The organism is Enterobacter cloacae complex sp. OE43NF (assembly GCF_023544405.1).
GTDB classification, from domain to species: Bacteria; Pseudomonadota; Gammaproteobacteria; order Enterobacterales; family Enterobacteriaceae; genus Enterobacter; species Enterobacter cloacae.
Window position 1 is genome coordinate 1 of record NZ_JAMJFW010000031.1, and the last position, 22,431, is coordinate 22,431.

19 protein-coding genes and 2 tRNA genes are annotated in these 22,431 nt (G+C 55.3%); 9 read left to right on the plus strand and 12 right to left on the minus strand.

Annotated elements, in window-relative coordinates; translation table 11 throughout:
* Together M8370_RS15050 and csgG are read left to right on the plus strand one after the other, a co-directional pair.
* Positions 1-239: curli assembly protein CsgF (locus tag M8370_RS15050; protein ID WP_284038888.1), on the plus strand; the 239-nt coding region annotated here is incomplete at its 5' end.
* Between the two features lie 26 nt (positions 240-265).
* Positions 266-1,099: a curli production assembly/transport protein CsgG gene (csgG, locus tag M8370_RS15055; RefSeq protein WP_250021255.1), complete on the plus strand. Its 834-nt coding sequence runs from the start codon at positions 266-268 to the stop codon at positions 1,097-1,099.
* 43 nt (positions 1,100-1,142) lie between these two features.
* Here csgG and M8370_RS15060 read toward each other — a convergent pair whose 3' ends face one another.
* From M8370_RS15060 to ghrA, 4 genes are all read right to left on the minus strand, one after another.
* Positions 1,143-1,625, minus strand: a complete 483-nt coding sequence (locus M8370_RS15060) for a DUF1097 domain-containing protein (RefSeq protein ID WP_072200468.1) — start codon at positions 1,623-1,625, stop codon at positions 1,143-1,145.
* A gap of 96 nt (positions 1,626-1,721) precedes the next feature.
* Positions 1,722-2,276 carry a TorD/DmsD family molecular chaperone gene (locus M8370_RS15065; protein ID WP_013097176.1) on the minus strand — a complete coding sequence of 185 codons (555 nt, stop codon included), beginning with the start codon at positions 2,274-2,276 and terminating at the stop codon, positions 1,722-1,724.
* 20 nt (positions 2,277-2,296) lie between these two features.
* Positions 2,297-3,034: a phosphatase gene (locus M8370_RS15070; protein ID WP_040019375.1), complete on the minus strand. Its 738-nt coding sequence runs from the start codon at positions 3,032-3,034 to the stop codon at positions 2,297-2,299.
* An 84-nt stretch (positions 3,035-3,118) separates the two neighbouring features.
* A complete protein-coding gene (gene ghrA / locus M8370_RS15075) occupies positions 3,119-4,057 on the minus strand; it encodes a glyoxylate/hydroxypyruvate reductase GhrA (RefSeq protein ID WP_013097178.1) in 939 nt (312 codons plus the stop codon).
* A gap of 231 nt (positions 4,058-4,288) precedes the next feature.
* Here ghrA and M8370_RS15080 point away from each other — a divergent pair.
* Positions 4,289-4,376, plus strand: a tRNA-Ser gene (locus M8370_RS15080).
* Between the two features lie 131 nt (positions 4,377-4,507).
* Here M8370_RS15080 and M8370_RS15085 read toward each other — a convergent pair.
* On the minus strand, positions 4,508-5,413 hold the full coding sequence (locus tag M8370_RS15085) for a LysR family transcriptional regulator (protein ID WP_013097179.1): 906 nt from the start codon (positions 5,411-5,413) through the stop codon (positions 4,508-4,510).
* 109 nt (positions 5,414-5,522) lie between these two features.
* Between M8370_RS15085 and M8370_RS15090 the strand changes: the two genes are divergently transcribed.
* The 3 genes from M8370_RS15090 (at position 5,523) to M8370_RS15100 (ending at position 7,306) form a co-directional block, all read left to right on the plus strand.
* The gene (locus tag M8370_RS15090; protein WP_114518664.1) at positions 5,523-6,383 is read left to right on the plus strand and encodes a pirin family protein; all 861 of its coding nucleotides are present in this window, start codon (positions 5,523-5,525) and stop codon (positions 6,381-6,383) included.
* A gap of 20 nt (positions 6,384-6,403) precedes the next feature.
* On the plus strand, positions 6,404-7,081 hold the full coding sequence (locus tag M8370_RS15095; protein WP_020689641.1) for an isochorismatase family protein: 678 nt from the start codon (positions 6,404-6,406) through the stop codon (positions 7,079-7,081).
* A gap of 137 nt (positions 7,082-7,218) precedes the next feature.
* Positions 7,219-7,306: transfer RNA gene (locus M8370_RS15100), tRNA-Ser, on the plus strand.
* A 192-nt stretch (positions 7,307-7,498) separates the two neighbouring features.
* On the opposite strand, the gene M8370_RS15105 is transcribed toward M8370_RS15100, so the two are convergent.
* From M8370_RS15105 to efeU, 5 genes are all read right to left on the minus strand, one after another.
* Positions 7,499-9,004 (minus strand): alanine/glycine:cation symporter family protein, encoded by a 1,506-nt coding sequence (locus tag M8370_RS15105; RefSeq protein WP_013097182.1) that lies wholly within the window; start codon positions 9,002-9,004, stop codon positions 7,499-7,501.
* A 409-nt stretch (positions 9,005-9,413) separates the two neighbouring features.
* The gene (gene phoH, locus M8370_RS15110) at positions 9,414-10,205 is read right to left on the minus strand and encodes a phosphate starvation-inducible protein PhoH (RefSeq protein WP_013097183.1); all 792 of its coding nucleotides are present in this window, start codon (positions 10,203-10,205) and stop codon (positions 9,414-9,416) included.
* 500 nt (positions 10,206-10,705) lie between these two features.
* Positions 10,706-11,989: an iron uptake transporter deferrochelatase/peroxidase subunit gene (gene efeB / locus M8370_RS15115; protein WP_029882758.1), complete on the minus strand. Its 1,284-nt coding sequence runs from the start codon at positions 11,987-11,989 to the stop codon at positions 10,706-10,708.
* 5 nt (positions 11,990-11,994) lie between these two features.
* Positions 11,995-13,122, minus strand: a complete 1,128-nt coding sequence (gene efeO, locus M8370_RS15120; RefSeq protein WP_058684537.1) for an iron uptake system protein EfeO — start codon at positions 13,120-13,122, stop codon at positions 11,995-11,997.
* A 43-nt stretch (positions 13,123-13,165) separates the two neighbouring features.
* Positions 13,166-13,999 (minus strand): iron uptake transporter permease EfeU, encoded by an 834-nt coding sequence (gene efeU, locus M8370_RS15125; protein ID WP_250021256.1) that lies wholly within the window; start codon positions 13,997-13,999, stop codon positions 13,166-13,168.
* Positions 14,000-14,249: 250 nt separating this feature from the next.
* Here efeU and M8370_RS15130 point away from each other — a divergent pair, with 250 nt between their 5' ends.
* Positions 14,250-15,434: a NupC/NupG family nucleoside CNT transporter gene (locus M8370_RS15130; protein ID WP_013097187.1), complete on the plus strand. Its 1,185-nt coding sequence runs from the start codon at positions 14,250-14,252 to the stop codon at positions 15,432-15,434.
* A 70-nt stretch (positions 15,435-15,504) separates the two neighbouring features.
* On the opposite strand, the gene M8370_RS15135 is transcribed toward M8370_RS15130, so the two are convergent.
* Entirely contained in the window at positions 15,505-15,924 is a 420-nt protein-coding gene (locus tag M8370_RS15135; RefSeq protein WP_013097188.1) for a DUF3574 domain-containing protein, read from the minus strand.
* 117 nt (positions 15,925-16,041) lie between these two features.
* Entirely contained in the window at positions 16,042-17,550 is a 1,509-nt protein-coding gene (gene putP, locus M8370_RS15140) for a sodium/proline symporter PutP (protein ID WP_029882760.1), read from the minus strand.
* 422 nt (positions 17,551-17,972) lie between these two features.
* Between putP and putA the strand changes: the two genes are divergently transcribed.
* Both putA and M8370_RS15150 read left to right on the plus strand, forming a co-directional pair.
* The gene (gene putA, locus M8370_RS15145) at positions 17,973-21,935 is read left to right on the plus strand and encodes a trifunctional transcriptional regulator/proline dehydrogenase/L-glutamate gamma-semialdehyde dehydrogenase (RefSeq protein WP_038419081.1); all 3,963 of its coding nucleotides are present in this window, start codon (positions 17,973-17,975) and stop codon (positions 21,933-21,935) included.
* Between the two features lie 101 nt (positions 21,936-22,036).
* Positions 22,037-22,426: a lysozyme inhibitor LprI family protein gene (locus tag M8370_RS15150; protein ID WP_044158640.1), complete on the plus strand. Its 390-nt coding sequence runs from the start codon at positions 22,037-22,039 to the stop codon at positions 22,424-22,426.
* Positions 22,427-22,431 lie beyond the last annotated feature (5 nt).

Consider the following 22,431-nt stretch of genomic DNA (forward strand, 5'->3'; position numbering starts at 1 on the left):
TTAGCGTGGATACGCCATCTGCACTGGACAACTTCACCCAGGCGATCCAGTCGCAAATTCTGGGCGGTTTGCTGACCAATATCAACACCGGCAAACCCGGCCGCATGGTGACCAATGACTTCATTGTCGATATCGCCAACAGGGACGGGCAGCTCCAGTTGAACGTTACCGATCGTAAAACCGGAAAAACCTCAACCATTCAGGTTTCCGGTTTACAAAATAACTCGACTGACTTTTGAACAACCCCAAAATAAGGACAACGATCATGCAGCGCTTCCTGATACTTGTTGCAGTGTGCTTATTGAGCGGTTGTTTAACTGCTCCACCTAAAGAAGCTGCAAAACCGACATTAATGCCTCGGGCTCAAAGTTATCGTGATTTAACCCATTTGCCTGCCCCGACAGGTAAAATATTTGTCTCCGTCTACAACATTCAGGATGAAACCGGGCAATTTAAACCTTACCCGGCAAGTAACTTCTCTACGGCCGTACCGCAAAGCGCCACCGCCATGCTGGTGACCGCGCTGAAAGATTCGCGCTGGTTTATTCCACTGGAACGTCAGGGGCTGCAAAACCTGTTAAATGAACGAAAAATTATTCGTGCGGCGCAGGAGAATGGTACCGTTGCAGATAATAACCGCATGCCGCTGCAATCTCTGGCTGCGGCGAACGTTATGATTGAAGGGTCGATTATCGGTTACGAAAGTAACGTGAAATCTGGCGGTGCTGGCGCACGTTATTTCGGTATCGGTGCAGATACTCAGTATCAGCTCGACCAAATTGCCGTTAACCTGCGTGTCGTTAACGTCAGTACCGGGGAAGTGCTCTCTTCGGTAACCACCAGCAAAACCATACTCTCTTATGAAGTGCAGGCCGGGGTGTTCCGCTTCATTGACTATCAGCGTCTGCTGGAGGGTGAAATCGGTTATACCTCTAACGAGCCGGTGATGATGTGCCTGATGTCAGCCATTGAAACCGGAGTTATCTTCCTGATAAATGATGGTATCGAACGCGGGCTGTGGGATCTGCAAAACAAAGCAGACGTGCAAAACCCGGTACTGGTGAAATACCGCGATATGTCGGTTCCTCCGGAATCCTGACAGGACGCGCATAAAAAAGGCGAGATAGTTATCTCGCCTTTTTTTATTCACTCACCGCTGGCACGTTTTGCGCTTTTTCTCGTCGTGCCGCCAGCCACAGACCACTGTTCTTCATGGCATAGCCAAACAGCAACCCCAGCGCCAGCGAGGGGACCACCAGCTTCCAGTCACCCTGCCCCGCAAAGGTGGCACACGCCCCCATAAACGTGCCGGGTACAAACGACAGCAACAGATGCTTTGCCTGAACGCACATCAAAAAGGCGACCACACCCGTCATGATATAGCCGAGGATCTCCAGATGCGGAGCGAGCGCACTGCCCTTCATGATAACCAGCGCCCAGATAACGCCGCTCATCAGAGTGCAGCCTGAGATAAAAAGCCCTTTGATCCCACCCTGCGGGCAGGCGAAGTAGGCCGTGCAGCCGAGAAATCCAGCCCAGCTGAGCAGTCCGAGAGAGACGGCTACCCATCCCCAAAGCCCGGAGAGGATACCTGTTGTGAGTGCGATACAAAGTAATATGTTCATGGCGCGCATCTTAGCAGAAGCGCGCCATGGAAATGAGATCAGAAGCACATTATATGCAAGATGATGCGTTGCGTTGCAGAACTAATGTGATCATGATCACTCTTCATTCTCTTCTTCCAGCTCATCCCACATTGCAGCGATGGCGTCACGCGTCAGGGGAGCCAGCGTTCTCCAGAATGGCGAGGTGGCATGCGCTTCAACTTTCCCAAGGAATGTCCCGACCCACGGCAGCAGGTACATTTCGAACAAGGTTTCGATGGCTTCGTTCTCATCGTCACCGGCGTGGTCCTCAATCCAGGATGCGGCCAGCAGCAGCGTACCGATATGATCGGCAGGCGTGTCGGTCAGCGGCATGCCGCGCTCTGAAAGAAAAGCGCGCACTTCCGCTTCCGTTGCCCCTTCCTGCCAGGCAGAGCGGTAAGGTGAAACACGGCACTCTTCCCCCACAAACAGCGCGTTGTAATCTGTGGAGATTTGCTGCATGTCGCAGCTTTTCTGCAGGCGCTCCAGTAAATCATCCTGTTCCAGCGGCCAGTTCTGCGCCAGTTTCCCTTCACGAATTAATGTAAAGAGCGGGACCAGCAGCGGGTCTTGAGGCTGGCGGTAGTACAGCGTACCCAGCACGCGGCAAAGGATGGAAAACTCATTCATTTTTTTATTCCATTACACAATTAAAGATCGGCAAATTCGGCAATCGGTTCCATTCCGCGCGACTCAAGGAAATCGAGCATGCGACGAGGGGTCACGTTCAGGATTTGCGCTTCCGGGAAGTTAACATCATTCAGCACTTTCAGGCACTCGCTGAAATCACCCAGTGTGAACGCAGTATGGGAATCTGAACCCAGCGCCACCATGCCTCCTGCATCACGCACTGCGGCCGCCACTTCGCGGCAGTTCGCTTCACTGCCCTTACGCGAGTGCACGAAGGAGGAGTTGTTAATCTCCAGAGCCACGTGATGCTTCGCTGCCGCCTGCGCGACAGCCTGAATATCAATTGGGTACTTCGGGTTGCCAGGGTGGCTAATAATATGCACGTTGCCGCTGGCAATGGTGGCAATCATCGCCGCGGTGTTGGTTTCTTTATCCTGAGGCGCAAAGACAGGTTCATGGAAACCGGCGAGAATAAGGTCAAGAGATGTCAGCATCGGGCCGGTGCAGTCGATCTCACCGTCGGTATTTTTAATGTTCGCCTCAATGCCACGCAGTATCCCAATACCGTCCACCAGGCGTGGCCAGATCCGCATATTCACAAAATGCCAGTAGTGCGGCGCATCCGCCATATCCGGGCCATGATCGGTGATCGCAAAAAGCCTGATGCCCTTGAGCTTCGCTTGTGCAATGTAATCATGGAGGTTGCTATACGCGTGGGTGCTGGCGACGGTGTGCATATGCAGGTCAACGGGATACATCTCTCTCTCCTCTGCGATTTTTTCAAAGGATAGCAGTTATCTGCTGCGATTATTAGCAAAAACCCGGCTAACGCCGGGTTTCACTCAGTAGCCGCGCGTTCTGTCGACCTGCCCGGTCACCGCGTTGCCCTGCTCTATCTCACTGATGGTGTGCGTAATATAGGCCACCGCCTCTGCCGGACGCGTCACGGCGGCGACGTGTGGGGTCATCGCCACGCGCGGATGTGCCCACAGCGGGCTCTCTGCCGGCAACGGCTCGCGGCTGTACACATCCAGCATCGCGCCTTTCACCTTGCCACCATCAAGAGCTTTGAGGAGATCGGCTTCCACCAGATGAACCCCGCGCGCCAGATTCATCACGTAACTCTGATCCGCCAGCTGATTCATAAGCGCGCTATTAATAATGCCGACCGTTTCCGCCGTATTCGGCAACAGATTGATCAGTACGCGCGTCCCCTTCAGAAACGCCGGGAGTTCATCTGTTCCGGCAAAACTCTCAACGCCAGGATAGTTCTTGCGGCTGCGGCTCCAGCAGCGCAGCGGGAAGCCCCACGGTGCAAGCGCTTCGGCCACTTTTGAGCCGAGCACGCCCGCCCCGAGAATACCGATGGTAAACTCTTCACGTTGATATTCTGGCAGCGGCTCCCAACGGGATTGCAGTTTTAAGGCCTGATAATCGTCAAAACGTCGGAACCAGTGCAGCACCTGACTCACGGCATATTCCTGCATTTGCTGGCCCATGCCGGTATCTTCCAGGCGGAACAGGGGGATTTCCTCCGGCAGCATTTCAGGGTGCGCTTTCAGTTTGCTCAGAATGGAATCCACACCGGCACCGAGGGCAAAAACGGCCTTCAGCTTGCGCCCCTGGAGCATCTCGACCGGGGGATGCCACACCAGCGCGTAGTCTGCATGTTCGTTATCACCGCGCTTCCATTCACGCACGCGCGCCCCCGGTAACGCTGCCGAAAGTGCTTTAATCCAGTAAGCCGTATCAAAAGTGGGGTGATAGAAGATAATATCCATACTCATTCCTGCCTTTTTTGCGCTGTTTTATTTTCATTTTCAACTGGATTGCCAGCATAACAAATTTATCGCCGGACCGCGTTGCCGATAAAAAAGGCGCTTTCAGCACATTTAAGAATCATGTTGTTTGAAGTTTGTCTAAATGCGCTAATTTACTGAAAAAGTGTGTTGACGGCTGTTCGGCTTTTCCTTACATTAGCGCCCGTCCCGACAACAACGGGATGACAATATGGTGAGGTGTCCGAGTGGCTGAAGGAGCACGCCTGGAAAGTGTGTATACGGCAACGTATCGGGGGTTCGAATCCCCCCCTCACCGCCATATTTAAAGAAGAGCTCGCATGAAAATGCGGGCTTTTTTTTCGCATGTTGCTCGCTTGAGGGGGATGAGAACCTTGAGCCCCCTGCGCTCTTTATGTCGGGTGGCGCTGCGCTTACCCGACCTACAAAAAACTACTCTTCAACCATCCGTGCATACTCTTCTGTAAGAAAATCCACCAGCGCCCTGACGGACGGCAGTAATCCGCGTCTTGATGGATAAACCGCATGAATCACTTCTCTTTTTGGCTCCCACGCCTCCAGCACCCGAATCAGCTCTCCTGATGCCAGCTGATCTTTCACCATCAATATCGGCAGTTGCACCACACCGATCCCCGCCATGGCCGCTTCACGCAGCGCCAGCATGTCGGTGGTAATCAGGCGCGGGGTAAAATGAATTTCTGCTTTCGCGCCTTCCGGGCCGCATAATTGCCATTTATGGATATGCTTACCCTCGCCCATACTCAACCCGGGCCAGGCGCTGAGTTCTGAAGGCATCGACGGTTTTCCCAGGCGTTCAATCAAGGCCGGGCCCGCGACCAGGCAATGTCCCCGGTCGGCAAGCACCCGTAATACCAAATCGCTGTCATCAAACGGACGGGGACGCACGCGGATCGCCACATCCACACCTTCCCCCACCAGATCAACCCGCCGGTTCGTTGCTTCCAGCTGAAGGTTGATCCCGGGATAGCGCACCATAAACCGCGCCAGCATCGGGCCGACATGCACATGCAACAACGTGACAGGACAGGTGAGCCTGACGATACCGCGCGGTTCCGCCTGCAGCGCGGCCACGGCTTCTTCCGCTGCTTCCGCTTCAACCATCATGGCTTTGCAGTGTTGATAGAACGTCTGCCCGACCTCCGTTACCGTAAATTGTCGCGTTGTACGTTGAATTAACCGCACGCCGAGCCGCTCTTCAAGCTGCGCAATACGGCGGCTCAGCCTGGACTTAGGCAGATCGAGTGCCCGCCCTGCTGCTGCAAAACCACCGTAGTCGACCACTTTCACAAACCACACAAAGTCATTGAGATCCTGCATAAATCCTCATCGTTCTATTTCCAGAACAGTGAATGCCATTTTCACTCTCTACCGGAACATTAACTCTGAATATAAGCTAATTACATCAACAGAACATCAGGAGTTCATCATGAAAAACGTAACAGGCGTCTATACCGCCCCCCGTCAACACTGGGTTGGCAATGGTTTCCCGGTGCGTTCGATGTTTTCTTATCAGACACACGGCGAGTCGCTGAGCCCGTTCTTACTGCTGGACTACGCAGGCCCACATACCTTCCCGGCGGACGGCACAAAACGCGGGGTGGGCGAGCATCCGCATCGTGGTTTTGAAACGGTCACCATTGTCTATTCCGGCGAAGTGGAGCATCGCGACTCCACCGGCAGAGGCGGCGTCATTGGTCCGGGCGACGTGCAGTGGATGACAGCCGGTGCAGGCATTCTGCATGAAGAGTTCCACTCCAGCGCGTTCGCGCACAAAGGCGGAGAACTCAAGATGATGCAGCTTTGGGTCAACCTGCCGGCGAAAGACAAAATGGCCACGCCGGGCTATCAGAGCATTACCAAAGCCGATATCCCGGTGGTGACGCTGCCCGACAACAGCGGCTCGCTGCGGGTTATCGCTGGTCACTACGGCGATGTTAGCGGCCCGGCGCATACCTTCTCACCGCTGAACGTGTGGGACATTGCCCTCAACCAGGGCAGCCACGTCACGCTCAGTCAGCCAGAGGGCTGGAGCACGGCGCTGGTGGTGCTGGAAGGCCATGTCACGGTGAACGGTACGGCTCACGCGGGAGAAGCACAGCTGGTGGTCATGAGTCAGGAAGGTGACAGGTTACACCTGGAAGCCAGCAGCGATGCCAAAGTACTGCTGATGGCCGGTGCGCCGCTAAATGAACCGATTGTGGGCTACGGCCCGTTCGTGATGAACAGTAAAACCGAAATCAATGAAGCCATTCGTGATTTCAACTCCGGCCGTTTCGGCCAGATCTAACCGTAATAAAGGAGATGAACATGTCTACACCTGCCAACTTTAATGGAGCACGTCCGGTCATTGATGTGAACGATGCGGTGATGTTGCTTATCGACCACCAGAGTGGCCTGTTCCAGACCGTCGGCGATATGCCGATGCCTGAGCTGCGTGCCCGTGCGGCGGCTCTGGCGAAAATCGCGACGCTTGCGAACATCCCGGTGATCACCACCGCTTCCGTCCCGCAGGGCCCGAACGGTCCGCTCATCCCGGAAATTCATGCCAACGCGCCGCATGCACAGTATGTGGCACGTAAAGGGGAGATCAACGCCTGGGATAACCCGGAATTTGTGGCCGCGGTTAAAGCCACCGGACGTAAGACGTTGATTATCGCCGGTACCATCACCAGCGTCTGCATGGCGTTTCCGTCGATTAGCGCAGTGGCGGATGGCTATAAAGTCTTTGCGGTGATTGATGCGTCCGGTACTTACAGCAAAATGGCGCAGGAGATCACCCTGGCCCGTGTGGTGCAGGCGGGCGTGGTGCCAATGGATACGGCGGCTGTTGCCTCTGAGATCCAGCGGACATGGAACCGTGAAGATGCGGCCGAGTGGGCAGAAGTCTACACGCACATTTTCCCGGCGTACCAGCTGCTGATCGAGAGCTACGGCAAGGCACAGGAAGTGGTGAAAAACAGCGAAGCGCTCGATTCACAGCGTTAAGCGCCCGTGCTGTGACCAAAGCTGATTAAGGCTTAACCGAACACGCACTAAAGCTGAAAATCTGCTTGACCGTTTTAGCGCAACTCCCTATAGTAGCGCCCCGTTGCCCCCCAAGCGGTCAGGCAGCAAAACAATATGGTGAGGTGTCCGAGTGGCTGAAGGAGCACGCCTGGAAAGTGTGTATACGGCAACGTATCGGGGGTTCGAATCCCCCCCTCACCGCCATATTTAAAGAAGAGCTCGCATGAAAATGCGGGCTTTTTTTTCGCATGTTGCTCGCTTGCGGGGGATGAGAATCCCCGACCGGGTTTCGACAAAGACAGTTCAGCAACGTAGTCGCCTTATTCGCCGGGTGGCGCTAACGCTTACCCGGCCTACAAGACCCATGGGCCCGTAAATTAATACGGGCTACCACGATTAATTGTTCAGTTTCCCTGCGTTCTGCTCTCTCACGACAGAAGTCGTCTGTTCTGGATTCGCAGCAGGTTCATCTTTACGCTCTTCCAGCCAGTAATCCGCATTTTTAATCCCCAGGCGAATCGGGTCAAAGTGCGGATCCACCCCCTGCGCATTCTGAATTTCATAATCCTTAAGGCTGGCAAACGCTTTTTTATGTAAAAGCACAATGGCAATAATGTTAAGCCATGCCATCAGCCCTACCCCAATATCCCCCAGCCCCCATGCCAGATCCGCCGTACGAACTGTGCCATATACCGTTGAAGCCATCAGGCATAATTTGAGAACGAATGTCAGCCATGGACGGTGAATTTTACGGTTGATGAAGGCGATATTAGTTTCAGCAATATAGTAGTAAGCAATAATGGTCGTGAAGGCAAAGAAGAACAACGCAACAGCAACAAAGTAATTACCAAAGCCTGGCATCATACTTTCCATTGCCGTCTGCACATAGCCAGGCCCTGCTGCCACGCCGGAAATACCGGTATAGAGTGCAGCACCGTCAATGCCCTGCACGTTATACAGACCGGTGATCAACAGCATAAACCCGGTCGCCGAGCAGACAAACAGCGTGTCGATATAGACCGAGAAAGCCTGAACCAGCCCCTGCTTCACCGGATGGCTCACTGCCGCCGCAGATGACGCATGCGGCCCGGTACCTTGCGCCGCCTCATTGGAATAGACCCCGCGCTTAACGCCCCACATGATAGCCTGACCAAGAATGGCACCAAAACCAGCTTCCAGACCAAAAGCGCTTTTCCAGATCAACAGAATCACACCAGGAAGCTCGGTAATATTAATGGCGATAATAACGCAAGCCACAATAATATAGCCGAGCGCCATAAACGGAACGACCATACTGCTAAAACTGGCGATCCTTTTTACACCACCAAAAATAATAAAACTTAACAGTACGGCAAGTAGTGCCGCCGTGACATTTGGATCAAGCCCAAATGCAATCTCCAGGCTGGCACCAATCGAGTTTGCTTGTACCCCTGGCATTAATAAACCGCAGGAGAAAATGGTGACGATGGCAAATAACCATGCATACCATTTAACGCCTAATCCTTTTTCAATATAAAAGGCAGGACCGCCACGATATTCACCATTGATTTTTTCTTTATAAACCTGGCCCAACGTAGATTCCACAAACGCAGAGCTGGCCCCCAAAAACGCCACCATCCACATCCAGAAAAGTGCGCCCGGTCCACCGAAGGTGATAGCGGTGGCGACGCCAGCAATGTTCCCGGTCCCTACACGCCCTGCCAGCGTCATCGTCAGTGCCTGGAACGACGATACGCCAGCATCGGTAGGACGCCCCTGGAACATCAAGGTAATCATATGTTTTATATGACGTAACTGCAAAAAACGACTACGTAATGAGAAATAGAGGCCGACACCCAGACATAAAAATATTAACGCCGGGCTCCAGATAACACCGTTAATTGCACCAACCAGTTCGTTCATGTATGACCCTCAACGTGATGTTCCAGGGAAACGGTTCCCCATGGGATTTTCTTGTTAGAATGTTGTTTGAATCAGTACGAAACATAGAGAATTAGACACAATACACCAACTTAATTTTCACATCTTAGTAACATTATGTGACAACATTCACGTTTAAATTTGAGCGAACAATTAGCGCGATCATGATATTCATGGGTACTTTGTGGATATTATAAATACACATCACATTTCGCTGAGCGTGATAAAAAAACCAGCGTCAAAAATGAATAACCGACATGATGAATTCCGCAAGACAGGCAATCTTTTAAAAGACAACCAGACGCGAGTCGTGAGAAGAAATAAAAGAAGCTTCCCGGCATTACGCCGGGAAGGGATGACAGGTGAGCGGTAAAACGGCGATGTTTTACCGTCAGTCGGAATAGACTTCCAGCGTGCGCTGGCACAGCGCCGACCGCACACAATCTTCTTTGGTAAAGCGTACTACCCCAATCATGTCGTCTTCCTCAAAACGTGACATGGCGTCGCTCAAGCCGGATTTCACGCCGGATGGCAGGTCGCACTGGGTAATATCGCCATTGACGATAACCGTCACGTTCTCCCCGAGGCGCGTTAAGAACATCTTCATTTGCGCAGCGGTCACGTTCTGAGCCTCGTCAAGAATGACGACCGCATTTTCAAATGTACGTCCGCGCATATAGGCGAACGGCGCGATTTCCACCTTGCCAATCTCTGGTCGCAGGCAGTACTGCATAAAGGATGCACCCAGTCGCTTCACCAGCACGTCATAAACGGGCCTGAAGTAAGGGGCAAACTTCTCCGATATGTCACCGGGCAAGAAGCCGAGATCTTCATCAGCTTGCAGTACCGGACGGGTAACAATAATTCTCTCCACGTCCTTATGGATCAGGGCCTCCGCTGCTTTGGCTGCACTGATCCAGGTTTTCCCGCATCCGGCTTCACCGGTTGCAAAGATGAGCTGTTTACTCTCGATAGCATTCAGGTAGTGCGCCTGAGCCTCATTGCGCGCCACAATTGGGGAATTATCACGGCTGTCCCGCGCCATGCCAATTGCTTCTACGCCACTCATCTGCACAAGCGAGGTGACCGATTCTTCTTCACGCTGTTTATGACTACGTGAATCCCGTCTCAGCACACGTTTTGCTTCGCGACGAGCTTTGATCACTGCTTTTTGTCTTCCCATGGATAGCACCTTGAGTTGTTGGTATTCATCACACGCGCCAGTTTCGGCACGATTATGCGCACGAACATCAGAGGGTTGGCTTCCTTGTAAGCCATTGCTTGCCTTGCCGGATGACGATACAGAATAGCTACGCGCACCATTCTGCACGTCGGTAGAATCTGGTTTCTGAATAGAAGGGGAGAATTTAGTGGTGAGGAAATCGCTGCCGGAGTCTGAGCCTCCGCGCCGGGTACTGCGGTTGTTGTGTTTACCTTGTCCAGTACAGGACGATACCATTCGCGATCTCCATAGTGATTCAGCATCACTGCCGGGAACTACCGCTGTCTTATCTTAAGTACATCAGGGATTATCATAAATGCAACATTTATTTTACCTGAATGCAACTTTTAAGACTGCTCCTGCAGTTGAAAACAGTCTCATACAGGAATATTACAGAAATATAACAGAGGGATAGTCATATGAAAAAATAATGTCCCCGCGAACTATCGCAGGGACAATTATCAGGCTTCTATCAGCCCTTGCGCGAGCCATGCGTTCGAATCGCGCACGCCGGGCAGCGCGAAGAAATAGCCGCCGCCGATAGGTTTAACGTACTCTTCCAGCGCTTCGCCGTTTAACCGCTTCTGCACGGTGAGGAACCCCTTCTCCAGATCGTGCTGATAGCAGACAAACAGCAGCCCCATATCCAGCTGACCGGAATTGGTCACCCCCAGCGAGTAGCTATAGCCCCGGCGCATCATCAGGCTTGACTGCGTCTCTTTGGTGCGCGGGTTCGCCAGCCGGATGTGACTGTCCAGCGCAATGGTATCGCCATTAGGATCGCTGGCGTAATCCGGCACATCATGCTCGTGCTTCATGCCAAGCGGCGCCCCGCTCTGCTTGTCACGGCCAAAGATCGTCTGCTGCTCTTTAAGTGGCGTGCGATCCCAGAATTCCACATGGAACTGAATCACCCGCACCGCCTGATAGCTCCCGCCGACGGCCCAGGCAGGCTCACCCTGATCGGCTGTGACCCAGACGACCTCTTTCATTAGCGCGCCGTTGCTGCTGTCCGGGTTGGCGGTGCCATCCTTAAAGCCCAGCAGGTTCACCGGCGTCTCTTTGCCTTTGCTGCGGGCAGCATGGTCAGAGATAAACCCTTCCCGCTTCCAGCGCACGCTCAACAGATCAGGCGTGTGTTTGATGATATCCCGCAGAGCGTGGATCACCGTGTCCTGCGTGTTAGCGCAAATCTGCAGGAGCAGATCGCCGTGGCAGAGAGCAGCATCCAGCGAGTCATTCGGGAAACGCGTCATTTTTTGCAGCGCTTTCGGCTTCTGTTTTGCCAGCCCGTAACGTTCATCAAACAGCGATTCGCCCAGCGACACCGTAATGGTCAGATTATCCGGGGCGATGAACGACCCTAAGATCCCCGAGTCCATTGGCGGCAGTCGTGGATTTGGCGTTTCTGGCGCCGGTCCCCCTGCAGTCAAAAACGCGATGCGGGTGGTCAGCAGGCGAAACAGGCGCTCCAGGTCAGCTTTATCACTTGCCAGCGAATCAAAGGCCACCAGCATCATGGAGGCCTGCTGTGGTGTCAGAATGCCCGCCTGATGCTCGCCATAGAAAGGCTGCGTCTCCATACGGGCGTCCGGTGACAGCGTACCGGGCGCACTTTGCGGTTTTGCCGCATGCGCCACCGGACACCCTCCGGCCAGGGCAAATGCGCCCCCCAGCGCCCCTACCCCTTTCAACAACCGACGACGTGACGGTTCTGCCACGTCGTATTCGTCATGCTTGTTCATCGTGCTTAGTCCAGACCCAGTACGCCACGCAGCAGGGAGAGATCTTCCGCCAGGGTGGTAATCGGGCCTTTCAGCGCGTTACGGTCGGCGTCGGTCAGTTTGTCGTAGGTTTCAAACCCGTCTTTGGTGCGGTACTTCGCCAGAATGGTGTCGACTTTCTTAAAGTTGGCATCCACTTTTGCCAGCAGCTCGCTGTTCTCTTTCTGCAGCTGTGGGCGCAGCAGGTTAACAATTTTCTGCGCGCCATCGACGTTCGCCTGGAAATCCCACAGATCAGTGTGGCTGTAGCGATCTTCTTCACCGCTGATTTTGCTGGCGGCCACTTCTTCAATCAGTCCGGCCGCACCGCCCACCACTTTAGATGGCGGGAAGGCCAGCTCGCTGATGCGCTTTTGCAGCTCCAGCACGTCGCTGTTGAGCTGATCGGCATACTTCTCCATCCCTTTGGTAGAGTTATCGCCAAACAGGGCTTTCTCCAGACGGTGGAAGCCGGTGAATTTTGGATCGGCCGCTTTCTGCTCGTAATCGTCTTCACGGGCATCAATGCTGCCATCAAGATCGGAGAACAGCTCCGCAATCGGCTCAATGCGCTCGTAGTGTTGACGGGTGGGCGCATACAGGGATTTCGCTTTGTCGATATCGCCCACTTTCACCGCATCCGTAAAGGCTTTGGTTCCCGCTGCCAGGTCTGCCGTCTCTTTGATGACATACGCTTTATAAGCGGTAATGGCATCGCCCAGGCTCAGCAGGGCCGTGCCTTTCGCGGCATCCGCTGTGGCATTCCCCTTAACGATGAGCTTACCTTTCGGGTTGGTCAGCAGACCGCAGGTCATGTCATATTCACCCGGCTGCAGGTTAGCCGTCATTTTCTGGCTAAAGCCCGGCGCGATATTTTCGCGCTCTTCCACGACCATCACGCCTTTGAGAATTTCCCACTCCAGCGCTTTCTGGCTGTGGTTCTGAATAATAAATTGTGTCTTACCGCTGTTGACCGTAATGGTCATCGGCTCACACTGCTTATCATTCACCGTCACCTTGACCTGTGGAATATCAGCAGCCTGAGCGGCGAAGGCAGAAGCAACAAGCGCTGCCACACCAACCTGTAACGCACTACGACGAAATTGAATTGCCATGACCCTTCCCTTTTAAAAGTATGTTGTAACTACAGTAAGCACATCAGGGCGCAGTACGCGACGGCTGAGCGCTGGGGCGCGATGGCATAAAGAACAGCGCCAGCGCCGGAATAAGATAGATAAAGTACATCGTCACTTCACTGACGCTTGGCGTTTCCTGATAGCCGAAGATCCCTTCGAGCAGCGTGCCGGTCAGTGAATGGGTAGAAAGAACATTGCTAAGATCGAACGCCACATCCTGGAAGTGGTTCCACAGACCCGCCTCATGGAAAGCGCGAATCGCCCCTGCCGCCAGCCCTGCGGCCACCAGCAAAATGAACAGACTGGTCCATTTAAAGAAGGCCCCCAGGTTCAGGCGAATGCCACCCCAGTAGAGCAGGAAACCCAGCACCACGGCCGTTGCCAGCCCCAGCATCGCCCCCAGCGGTGGCCAGATCCCCACATCCTGCTGAAAGGCAGCCAGCAGGAAGAAAACGGATTCCAGACCTTCACGCGCCACGGCGAAAAAGACCATCATGATCAGCGCCCAGCCGTGATGATTTCCCTTCTGCAGGGCATTATCTACCGCCTGCTCCAGCTGCACCTTCACGTTACGCGAGACTTTACGCATCCAGAACACCATCCAGGTGAGGATCACCACCGCTATCACGGCAACGATACCTTCGAACAGCTCCTGTTCTTTCTGCGGGAATTCACCGGTGGTTTCATTGATCAGAATGCCCAGGCCCAGACAGAGCGCAGCGGCGAGGAAACCCCCTATCCACATCACCCCAATCCAGCGTCCGCGCTGGGTTCGCTTCAGATAACTGGCGATGAGGCTAACAATGAGGGCCGCTTCCAGGCCTTCGCGTAACATAATGAGAAATGGAACAAACATGCAGACACCTTAAATGTTTATCGCGGTCAACTGATGCAAAGAAAGGTAAATTCTTGTGATAGTGATTATCATTACGGCGATAAGAAAAACAAGCGAAATGTGTGGTTTTTGATGACGAGTTGTAAACGCATCGCGGGGTAATAGTTGCGCTCGTGACGTTCCGGTTTATAAGGTATAACGAAAATGCCCATTTACGGTTAATCAGCGCTGTGGCTAAATATCCGCCTCGCAAACTAACCGAAAATAAACCATGTTTAAGATTGTCCATTTCCTGCTGGCGCTGGTGATTATTCTTGCGCTTGCCTGGCTGGTAAGTTTTGACCGCCGAAAAATTCGCATTCGCTTTGTTTTACAGCTGATCGTTATTGAAATTGCGCTGGCGTTCTTTTTCCTGCACGCCGAAAGCGGGTTATTCCTGATTAAATACATCTCCGGTTTCTTTGAATCACTGCTCAAATTTGCCGGCGAAGGGACCAATTTCGTCTTTGGCGGAATGGGTGAAAAAGGGTTGGCGTTCATTTTCCTCGGCGTGCTTTGCCCGATTATTTTTATCTCCGCACTCATTGGTATTCTTCAGCACTGGCGCATTCTGCCGATTTTTATTCGGCTGATTGGCACGCTGCTGTCAAAACTGAACGGCATGGGCAAGCTGGAATCCTTTAACGCGGTGAGTTCGCTGATCCTCGGACAGTCTGAAAACTTTATTGCCTACAAGGGCGTACTGGGCGATCTCTCGTCACGTCGTCTGTTCACCATGGCGGCCACGGCCATGTCGACCGTCTCCCTGTCGATTGTCGGTGCCTATATGACCATGCTCGACGCTAAATTTGTGGTGGCGGCGCTCATTCTGAACATGTTCAGCACCTTTATTATTCTCTCCGTCATCAACCCGGTTCGCCCGGAAGCGGAGCCGGATATTAAGCTCGAAAAACTGCATGAATCCCAGAGCTTCTTCGAAATGCTGGGCGAGTATATTCTGGCCGGTTTTAAAGTGGCGATGATTATTCTGGCGATGCTGATTGGCTTTATTGCGCTTATAAGCGCCATTAACGCCCTCTTCTCCAGCGTATTTGGTATGAGCTTCCAGCAGATCCTGGGCTATGTGTTTTATCCGCTGGCGTGGCTGGTGGGTATTCCGCTGAGCGATGCCTTAAATGCCGGCAGTATTATGGCAACTAAGCTGGTAGCGAATGAATTTGTGGCGATGATTGAGCTGCAAAAAATTGCGCATCAGATGTCACCGCGCGGGCTGGGGATTTTATCCGTGTTCCTGGTGTCGTTCGCCAACTTCGCCTCCATCGGTATTGTCGCAGGTGCAATCAAGGGCCTGAACGAGCAGCAGGGCAACGTGGTGTCGCGGTTTGGTCTGCGTCTGGTGTATGGCGCGACGCTGGTGAGTTTGCTGTCGGCGAGCTTTGCGGGCCTGGTATTGTGATGTGATGCCGGGTGGCGCGCAGCGATCCCGGCCTACGATGCAACAACGGCGGGTTATCCCGCCGTTTTCTTTAAAACTGCACACACACCGGCTGATCGACCCGCATCACCGACTCCTGCGCAAAGCGGGATTTATAGATACCGCGTAACGCCTCAATGTTCTTCTCGCTCTGCGCATCTTTTCCGTGGATCAGCATCAACGCCTTGCTCGGCTCACGCGCCACTTTACCGTCGTTGCCCAGCCACTGTCCGCGCGCATCAAACACCGTTAAGCCATCACGAAAACGCGGCGTCACGTCCCGGTCAACAAACTGCTGCCACTCGTCGGGGGTGATCTGCGCCCCGGCCGGACGATTTAAGCCGAAATAAAGCGTGGTCTGCTGCATCTGGTTATCCACTTTGCAGGTGTCAGTCGCCGTATGCTGCGACGGTGCCGTACAGCCAGCCAGCATCAGGAATGCCGCTGCCAGTAACCCTGTTTTGATTGTCATGCTTCGCTATCCTCATTGTTATAAGTGCAGCGATATCACCGTAAATTACGGATTTTGGCAAGAAAAAAGCCGGGTGGCGCTGACGCTCACCCGGCTTACAGTGTGCAGGAAGAAAAATTACTCAGCCTGGAGCTTCGTCGGCGGCGCAGTGTGGTAATGGGCATCCGCTTCCGCAAAGCGTTTCTGCATGGAGGCAGACGGCGCTTTACCCAGCAGGCTAAAGACCACAATACCGAGACTGCCGAAGATGAAGCCCGGGATAATTTCGTACAGACCCAGCCACGCGAACTGTTTCCAGACGATAACCGTGACCGCACCGATAATCATCCCCGCCAGCGCGCCGTTACGGGTCATACGCGACCACATCACGGAGAACAGCACCACCGGACCAAACGCCGCACCAAAGCCCGCCCACGCGTAGCTCACCAGACCCAGCACGCGGTTTTCCGGGTTCGACGCCAGCGCAATGGCCACCAGCGCCACCACCAGCACCATGAAGCGCCCTACCCACACCAGCTCTTTCTGGCTTGCGCCTTTACGCAGGAATGCCTTGTAGAGGTCTTCGGTGATCGCACTGGAGCAGACCAGCAGCTGGCAGCTCAGAGTGGACATCACCGCCGCCAGAATAGCGGAGAGCAGAATACCGGCGATCCACGGGTTAAACAGCACCTGCGCCAGCTCGATAAACACACGCTCGGCGTTCTGGTTTACCGCGCCCGCCTGCGCCGGGTTGTTGTTGAAGTATGCAATGCCAAAGAAGCCCACCGCGCACGCCCCTGCCAGGCAGAGGATCATCCACGTCATACTGATGCGACGCGCATGAACGATGGTGTGGTGAGAGTCGGCCGCCATAAAGCGCGCCAGGATATGCGGCTGACCGAAATAGCCCAGACCCCAGCCCATCAGGGAGACGATGGCGACAAAGTTCAGCCCTTTGAGCATATCGACGTTTTCAATGCTCTTCTGCTTGATCACTTCCAGCGACTCGCCAAAACCACCAACGGTGAAGATCACAATCACCGGGGTCAGGATCAGGGCGAAAATCATCAGGCTCGCCTGCACGGTGTCGGTCCAGCTTACCGCCAGGAACCCACCCACGAAGGTGTAGAGGATGGTAGCCGCCGCACCGGCCCACAGGGCGGTTTCGTAGCTCATGCCGAAGGTGCTTTCGAACAGACGCGCACCGGCCACAATGCCGGAGGCACAATAGATAGTGAAGAACAGCAGGATCACCACCGCCGAGATAATGCGCAGGATGCGGCTGTTATCTTCGAAACGGCCGGTGAAATAATCCGGCAGCGTCAGGGCGTTGTTGTTCACTTCGGTATGCACGCGCAGACGGCCTGCTACCAGCTTCCAGTTAATCCACGCCCCGAGAGTCAGGCCAATGGCGATCCAGCTTTCAGAGATGCCGGAGATGAAAATCGCACCCGGCAGCCCCATCAGCAGCCAGCCACTCATGTCCGATGCCCCCGCAGAAAGCGCAGTCACCATTGGGCCTAAACTGCGGCCACCCAGAATGTAGTCGTCAAAGTTCTTTGTAGAACGCCATGCCAAAAACCCTATCAGGATCATGCCAAAAATATAAACGAGAAATGTCACCAGCATCGGTGTGCTCATTGCCATTCAAATTCTCCAAAAGTCGAGCGACAACCGTCCGGGTTGCCTTGTTATGTCATCACCGGAACGGGGTGATGGGTATCTGTGTTTCTGTTGGCCGCGCGTATCCTGCCGTAAGCAGTGCTCGCACACAAACGATTTAACACTGCATTTACATCAAATTCATCCCCGGTTTTATATGTCTTTCGTATAGGTTGCACTCGCTCACATTTATACGGGTTGCACCTTTTAAAAGTGTTAAGTACCGCATAAAAACAGGCTTCGTATGCAGAAGCCAGCGCTTTTTTCCAGCTAACCATCCGTTAACAATCCATTCATTTTTCAGCTTGCTAGCCGGGTCACATTTAACACGGTTGCACAAAGTTGCAACATGGTGGATATTTCAGGCTAACCACCGAACACGATCAAAGAACAACAGGAGTTTTGGCATGGGCATGACCACCATGGGGGTTAAGCTGGATGACGCAACCCGCGAACGGATTAAGACCGCAGCAACCCGCATTGACCGCACGCCGCACTGGCTAATCAAGCAGGCAATTTTTAACTATCTCGAACGGCTTGAGAGCGACGAAGGTCTGCCCGAGCTGCCCGCCCTGCTGGCAGGTGCCGCCAATGAGAGCGAAGACGCGCCGGTTGCTGGCGACGAGAATCATCAGCCGTTCCTGGAGTTCGCGGAGCAGATCCTGCCGCAGTCCGTCAGCCGCGCCGCCATTACCGGTGCGTACCGCCGTGCTGAAACGGACGCCGTGCCAATGCTGCTGGAGCAGGCTCGCCTGCCTGAAGCCGTCGCCGCGCAGGCGCACAGCCTGGCGTATCAGTTGGCCGACAAACTGCGTAACCAGAAAACCGCCAGCGGCCGTGCCGGTATGGTGCAGAGCCTGCTGCAGGAGTTTTCCCTCTCCTCCCAGGAAGGCGTGGCGCTGATGTGTCTGGCAGAAGCACTGCTGCGTATCCCTGACAAAGCCACCCGCGATGCGCTGATCCGCGACAAAATCAGCAACGGCAACTGGCAGTCACACATTGGCCGCAGCCCGTCGCTGTTCGTTAACGCCGCCACCTGGGGTCTGCTGTTTACCGGCAAGCTGGTCTCGACCCACAACGAAGCGAACCTCTCCCGCTCCCTGAACCGTATTATCGGCAAGAGCGGCGAGCCGCTGATCCGCAAAGGCGTGGATATGGCGATGCGCCTGATGGGCGAGCAGTTTGTTACCGGTGAAACCATCGCCGAAGCGCTGGCCAACGCCCGCAAGCTGGAAGATAAAGGGTTCCGCTACTCTTACGACATGCTGGGTGAAGCGGCCCTGACCGCTGCCGACGCGCAGGCCTACATGGTCTCTTACCAGCAGGCGATCCACGCCATCGGTAAAGCGTCCAACGGTCGCGGTATTTATGAAGGTCCGGGCATCTCAATCAAGCTCTCCGCCCTGCACCCGCGCTACAGCCGCGCGCAGTACGACCGGGTGATGGAAGAGCTCTACCCGCGCCTGAAATCCCTGACCCTGCTGGCGCGCCAGTATGACATTGGCATCAACATCGACGCCGAAGAGGCAGACCGTCTGGAGATCTCGCTCGATCTGCTGGAAAAACTGTGCTTTGAGCCAGAACTGGCAGGCTGGAACGGAATTGGCTTTGTTATTCAGGCCTACCAGAAACGCTGCCCGTTCGTTATTGATTACCTGATTGACCTGGCCAGCCGCAGCCGTCGTCGCCTGATGATCCGTCTGGTAAAAGGCGCTTACTGGGACAGCGAGATCAAACGCGCCCAGATGGAAGGTCTGGAAGGCTACCCGGTTTACACCCGCAAGGTTTACACTGACGTCTCTTACCTCGCCTGTGCGAAAAAGCTGCTCGGCGTACCAAACCTGATCTACCCGCAGTTCGCTACCCACAACGCTCATACCCTGGCGGCGATCTACACCCTGGCCGGGCAGAACTACTATCCGGGCCAGTACGAATTCCAGTGCCTGCACGGCATGGGTGAACCGCTGTACGAGCAGGTCACCGGTAAAGTGGCAGAGGGCAAGCTGAACCGTCCGTGCCGTATTTATGCTCCGGTGGGTACCCATGAAACCCTGCTGGCGTACCTGGTGCGTCGTCTGCTGGAGAACGGGGCGAACACCTCCTTCGTTAACCGCATTGCCGATACCACCCTGCCGCTGGACGAACTGGTTGCCGATCCGGTGCAGGCCGTTGAGAAAATGGCGGCACAGGAAGGCCAGATTGGTCTGCCGCATCCGAAGATTGCCCTGCCGCGCGAGCTGTACGGCAAAGGCCGCATCAACTCGGCGGGTCTGGATCTCGCCAACGAACACCGTCTGGCGTCCCTCTCCTCTGCCCTGCTCAACAGCGCACTGCAGAAATGGCAGGCCAAACCGATGCTGGAACAGCCGGTCGCAGACGGCGAGATGCAGCCGGTGATCAACCCGGCAGAGCCAAAAGATATTGTCGGCTACGTGCGTGAAGCCACGGAAGCGGAAGTGGAGCAGGCGCTGGAGAGCGCGGTAAACAACGCGCCAATCTGGTTCGCCACCCCGCCGCAAGAACGTGCCGCCATTCTGGAACGCGCCGCAGTGCTGATGGAAGATCAGATGCAGTCGCTCATCGGTATCCTGGTGCGCGAAGCGGGGAAAACCTTCAGCAACGCCATCGCCGAAGTCCGTGAAGCCGTCGACTTCCTGCACTACTATGCAGGCCAGGTGCGCGATGATTTCGATAACGAAACGCACCGCCCGCTTGGTCCTGTGGTCTGTATCAGCCCGTGGAACTTCCCGCTGGCGATCTTCACCGGCCAGATTGCCGCCGCGCTTGCCGCAGGCAACAGCGTGCTGGCCAAACCGGCGGAGCAAACCCCGCTGATTGCCGCTCAGGGGATTAACATCCTGCTGGAAGCGGGCGTACCGGCGGGCGTGGTGCAGCTGCTGCCTGGGCGGGGTGAAACAGTGGGTGCGAAGCTCACTGCGGATAACCGCGTGCGCGGCGTGATGTTTACCGGCTCGACCGAAGTGGCCTCCCTGCTGCAGCGTAACATCGCCACCCGTCTGGATGCCCAGGGCCGCCCAACGCCGCTCATCGCGGAAACCGGCGGCATGAACGCCATGATTGTCGACTCCTCTGCTCTCACCGAGCAGGTAGTGGTAGACGTGCTGGCCTCCGCCTTTGACAGCGCGGGTCAGCGCTGCTCCGCCCTGCGCGTGTTGTGCCTGCAGGACGACGTGGCCGACCACACGCTGAAGATGCTGCGTGGTGCCATGGCCGAGTGCCGCATGGGCAACCCGGGCCGCCTCACCACCGATATCGGGCCGGTGATCGACGCGGAAGCCAAAGCGAATATTGAAAACCACATTCAGGCCATGCGTGCCAAAGGCCGTCCAGTGTTCCAGGCCGTGCGCGAGAACAGCGAAGATGCCCGCGAGTGGCAGACCGGCACCTTTGTGCCGCCTACGCTTATCGAACTGGCAAGCTTCGACGAGCTGAAAAAAGAGGTCTTCGGCCCGGTCCTGCACGTGGTGCGTTACAACCGTAACAACCTGAATGCATTGATTGAGCAGATCAACGCCTCCGGCTATGGCCTGACGCTCGGCGTGCATACCCGTATCGACGAAACCATCGCCCAGGTCACCGGCAGCGCCAAAGTGGGCAACCTGTACGTCAACCGCAACATGGTTGGCGCGGTCGTGGGCGTGCAGCCGTTCGGCGGCGAGGGGCTCTCCGGCACCGGTCCTAAAGCGGGTGGCCCGCTCTATCTGTACCGTCTGCTGGCGAACCGTCCTGAGCGCGCGCTGGGCGTGACGCTGGCACGCCAGGACGCGGACTATCCGGTGGATGTCCAGCTGAAAACCGTGCTGACGCAGCCGCTGGAAGCACTCATCACCTGGGCGGAAAAACGTCCTGAGCTGCGCGCTGTCGCACAGCAGTACGGCGAGCTGGCGCAGGCTGGCACGCAGCGTCTGCTGCCGGGTCCTACCGGCGAACGCAACACCTGGACGCTGATGCCGCGTGAACGCGTGCTGTGCGTGGCGGATAACGAACAGGATGCGCTGGTTCAGCTGGCCGCCGCGATGGCAACAGGTTGTGAAGTGCTGTGGCCGGAAGACGGTCTGCACCGCGATCTGGCGAAGCAACTGCCGAAAGCGGTGTCTGCCCGCATTCACTTTGCGAAACCTGATGCCCTGCTTGCGCAGCCGTTTGACGCGGTTATCTACCACGGTGATTCCGATCAGCTGCGCGAACTGTGCGAGCAGGTTGCGGCCCGCAGCGGGGCGATTGTTTCGGTGCAGGGCTTCGCCCGCGGTGAAACCAACCTGCTGCTGGAGCGCCTGTACGTGGAGCGTTCGCTCAGCGTCAACACCGCGGCAGCGGGCGGTAACGCCAGCCTGATGACAATCGGGTAATCGTGTACACTCTCCCCGGTGACGCTACGCTAACCGGGGCTACAACTTCACCTTAGGCCGGATAAGCACAGCGCATCCGGCTTTTTTACACGGAGGGGATGATGAAAAGAGTATTTCTCGCAGGCGCCGCCCTGCTGCTGAGCGCCAGCGCGCTGGCCGACGAGTGCGACAACGCCACTACGCAGCTTGAACTGAATACCTGTAGCGCGCAGCAGTACCAGGCCGCTGATAAAAAGCTCAACCAGACTTATCAGTCCGCCATTAAGCGTGCGGCGGCCCCACAGCGTGACCTGCTGAAAAAGGCGCAGCAGGCGTGGATCGCCCTGCGCGATGCGGATTGCAATTTTATCGGTTCTGGTACCGAGGGAGGCAGCGTGCAGCCTATGATCATGAGTCAGTGCCTGACGGAGAAAACCGTGGAACGCGAGGCGTTTCTGGCCTCGCTGATGCAGTGTGAAGAGGGCGACTTAAGCTGTCCCCTCACCCCATAGGGGCG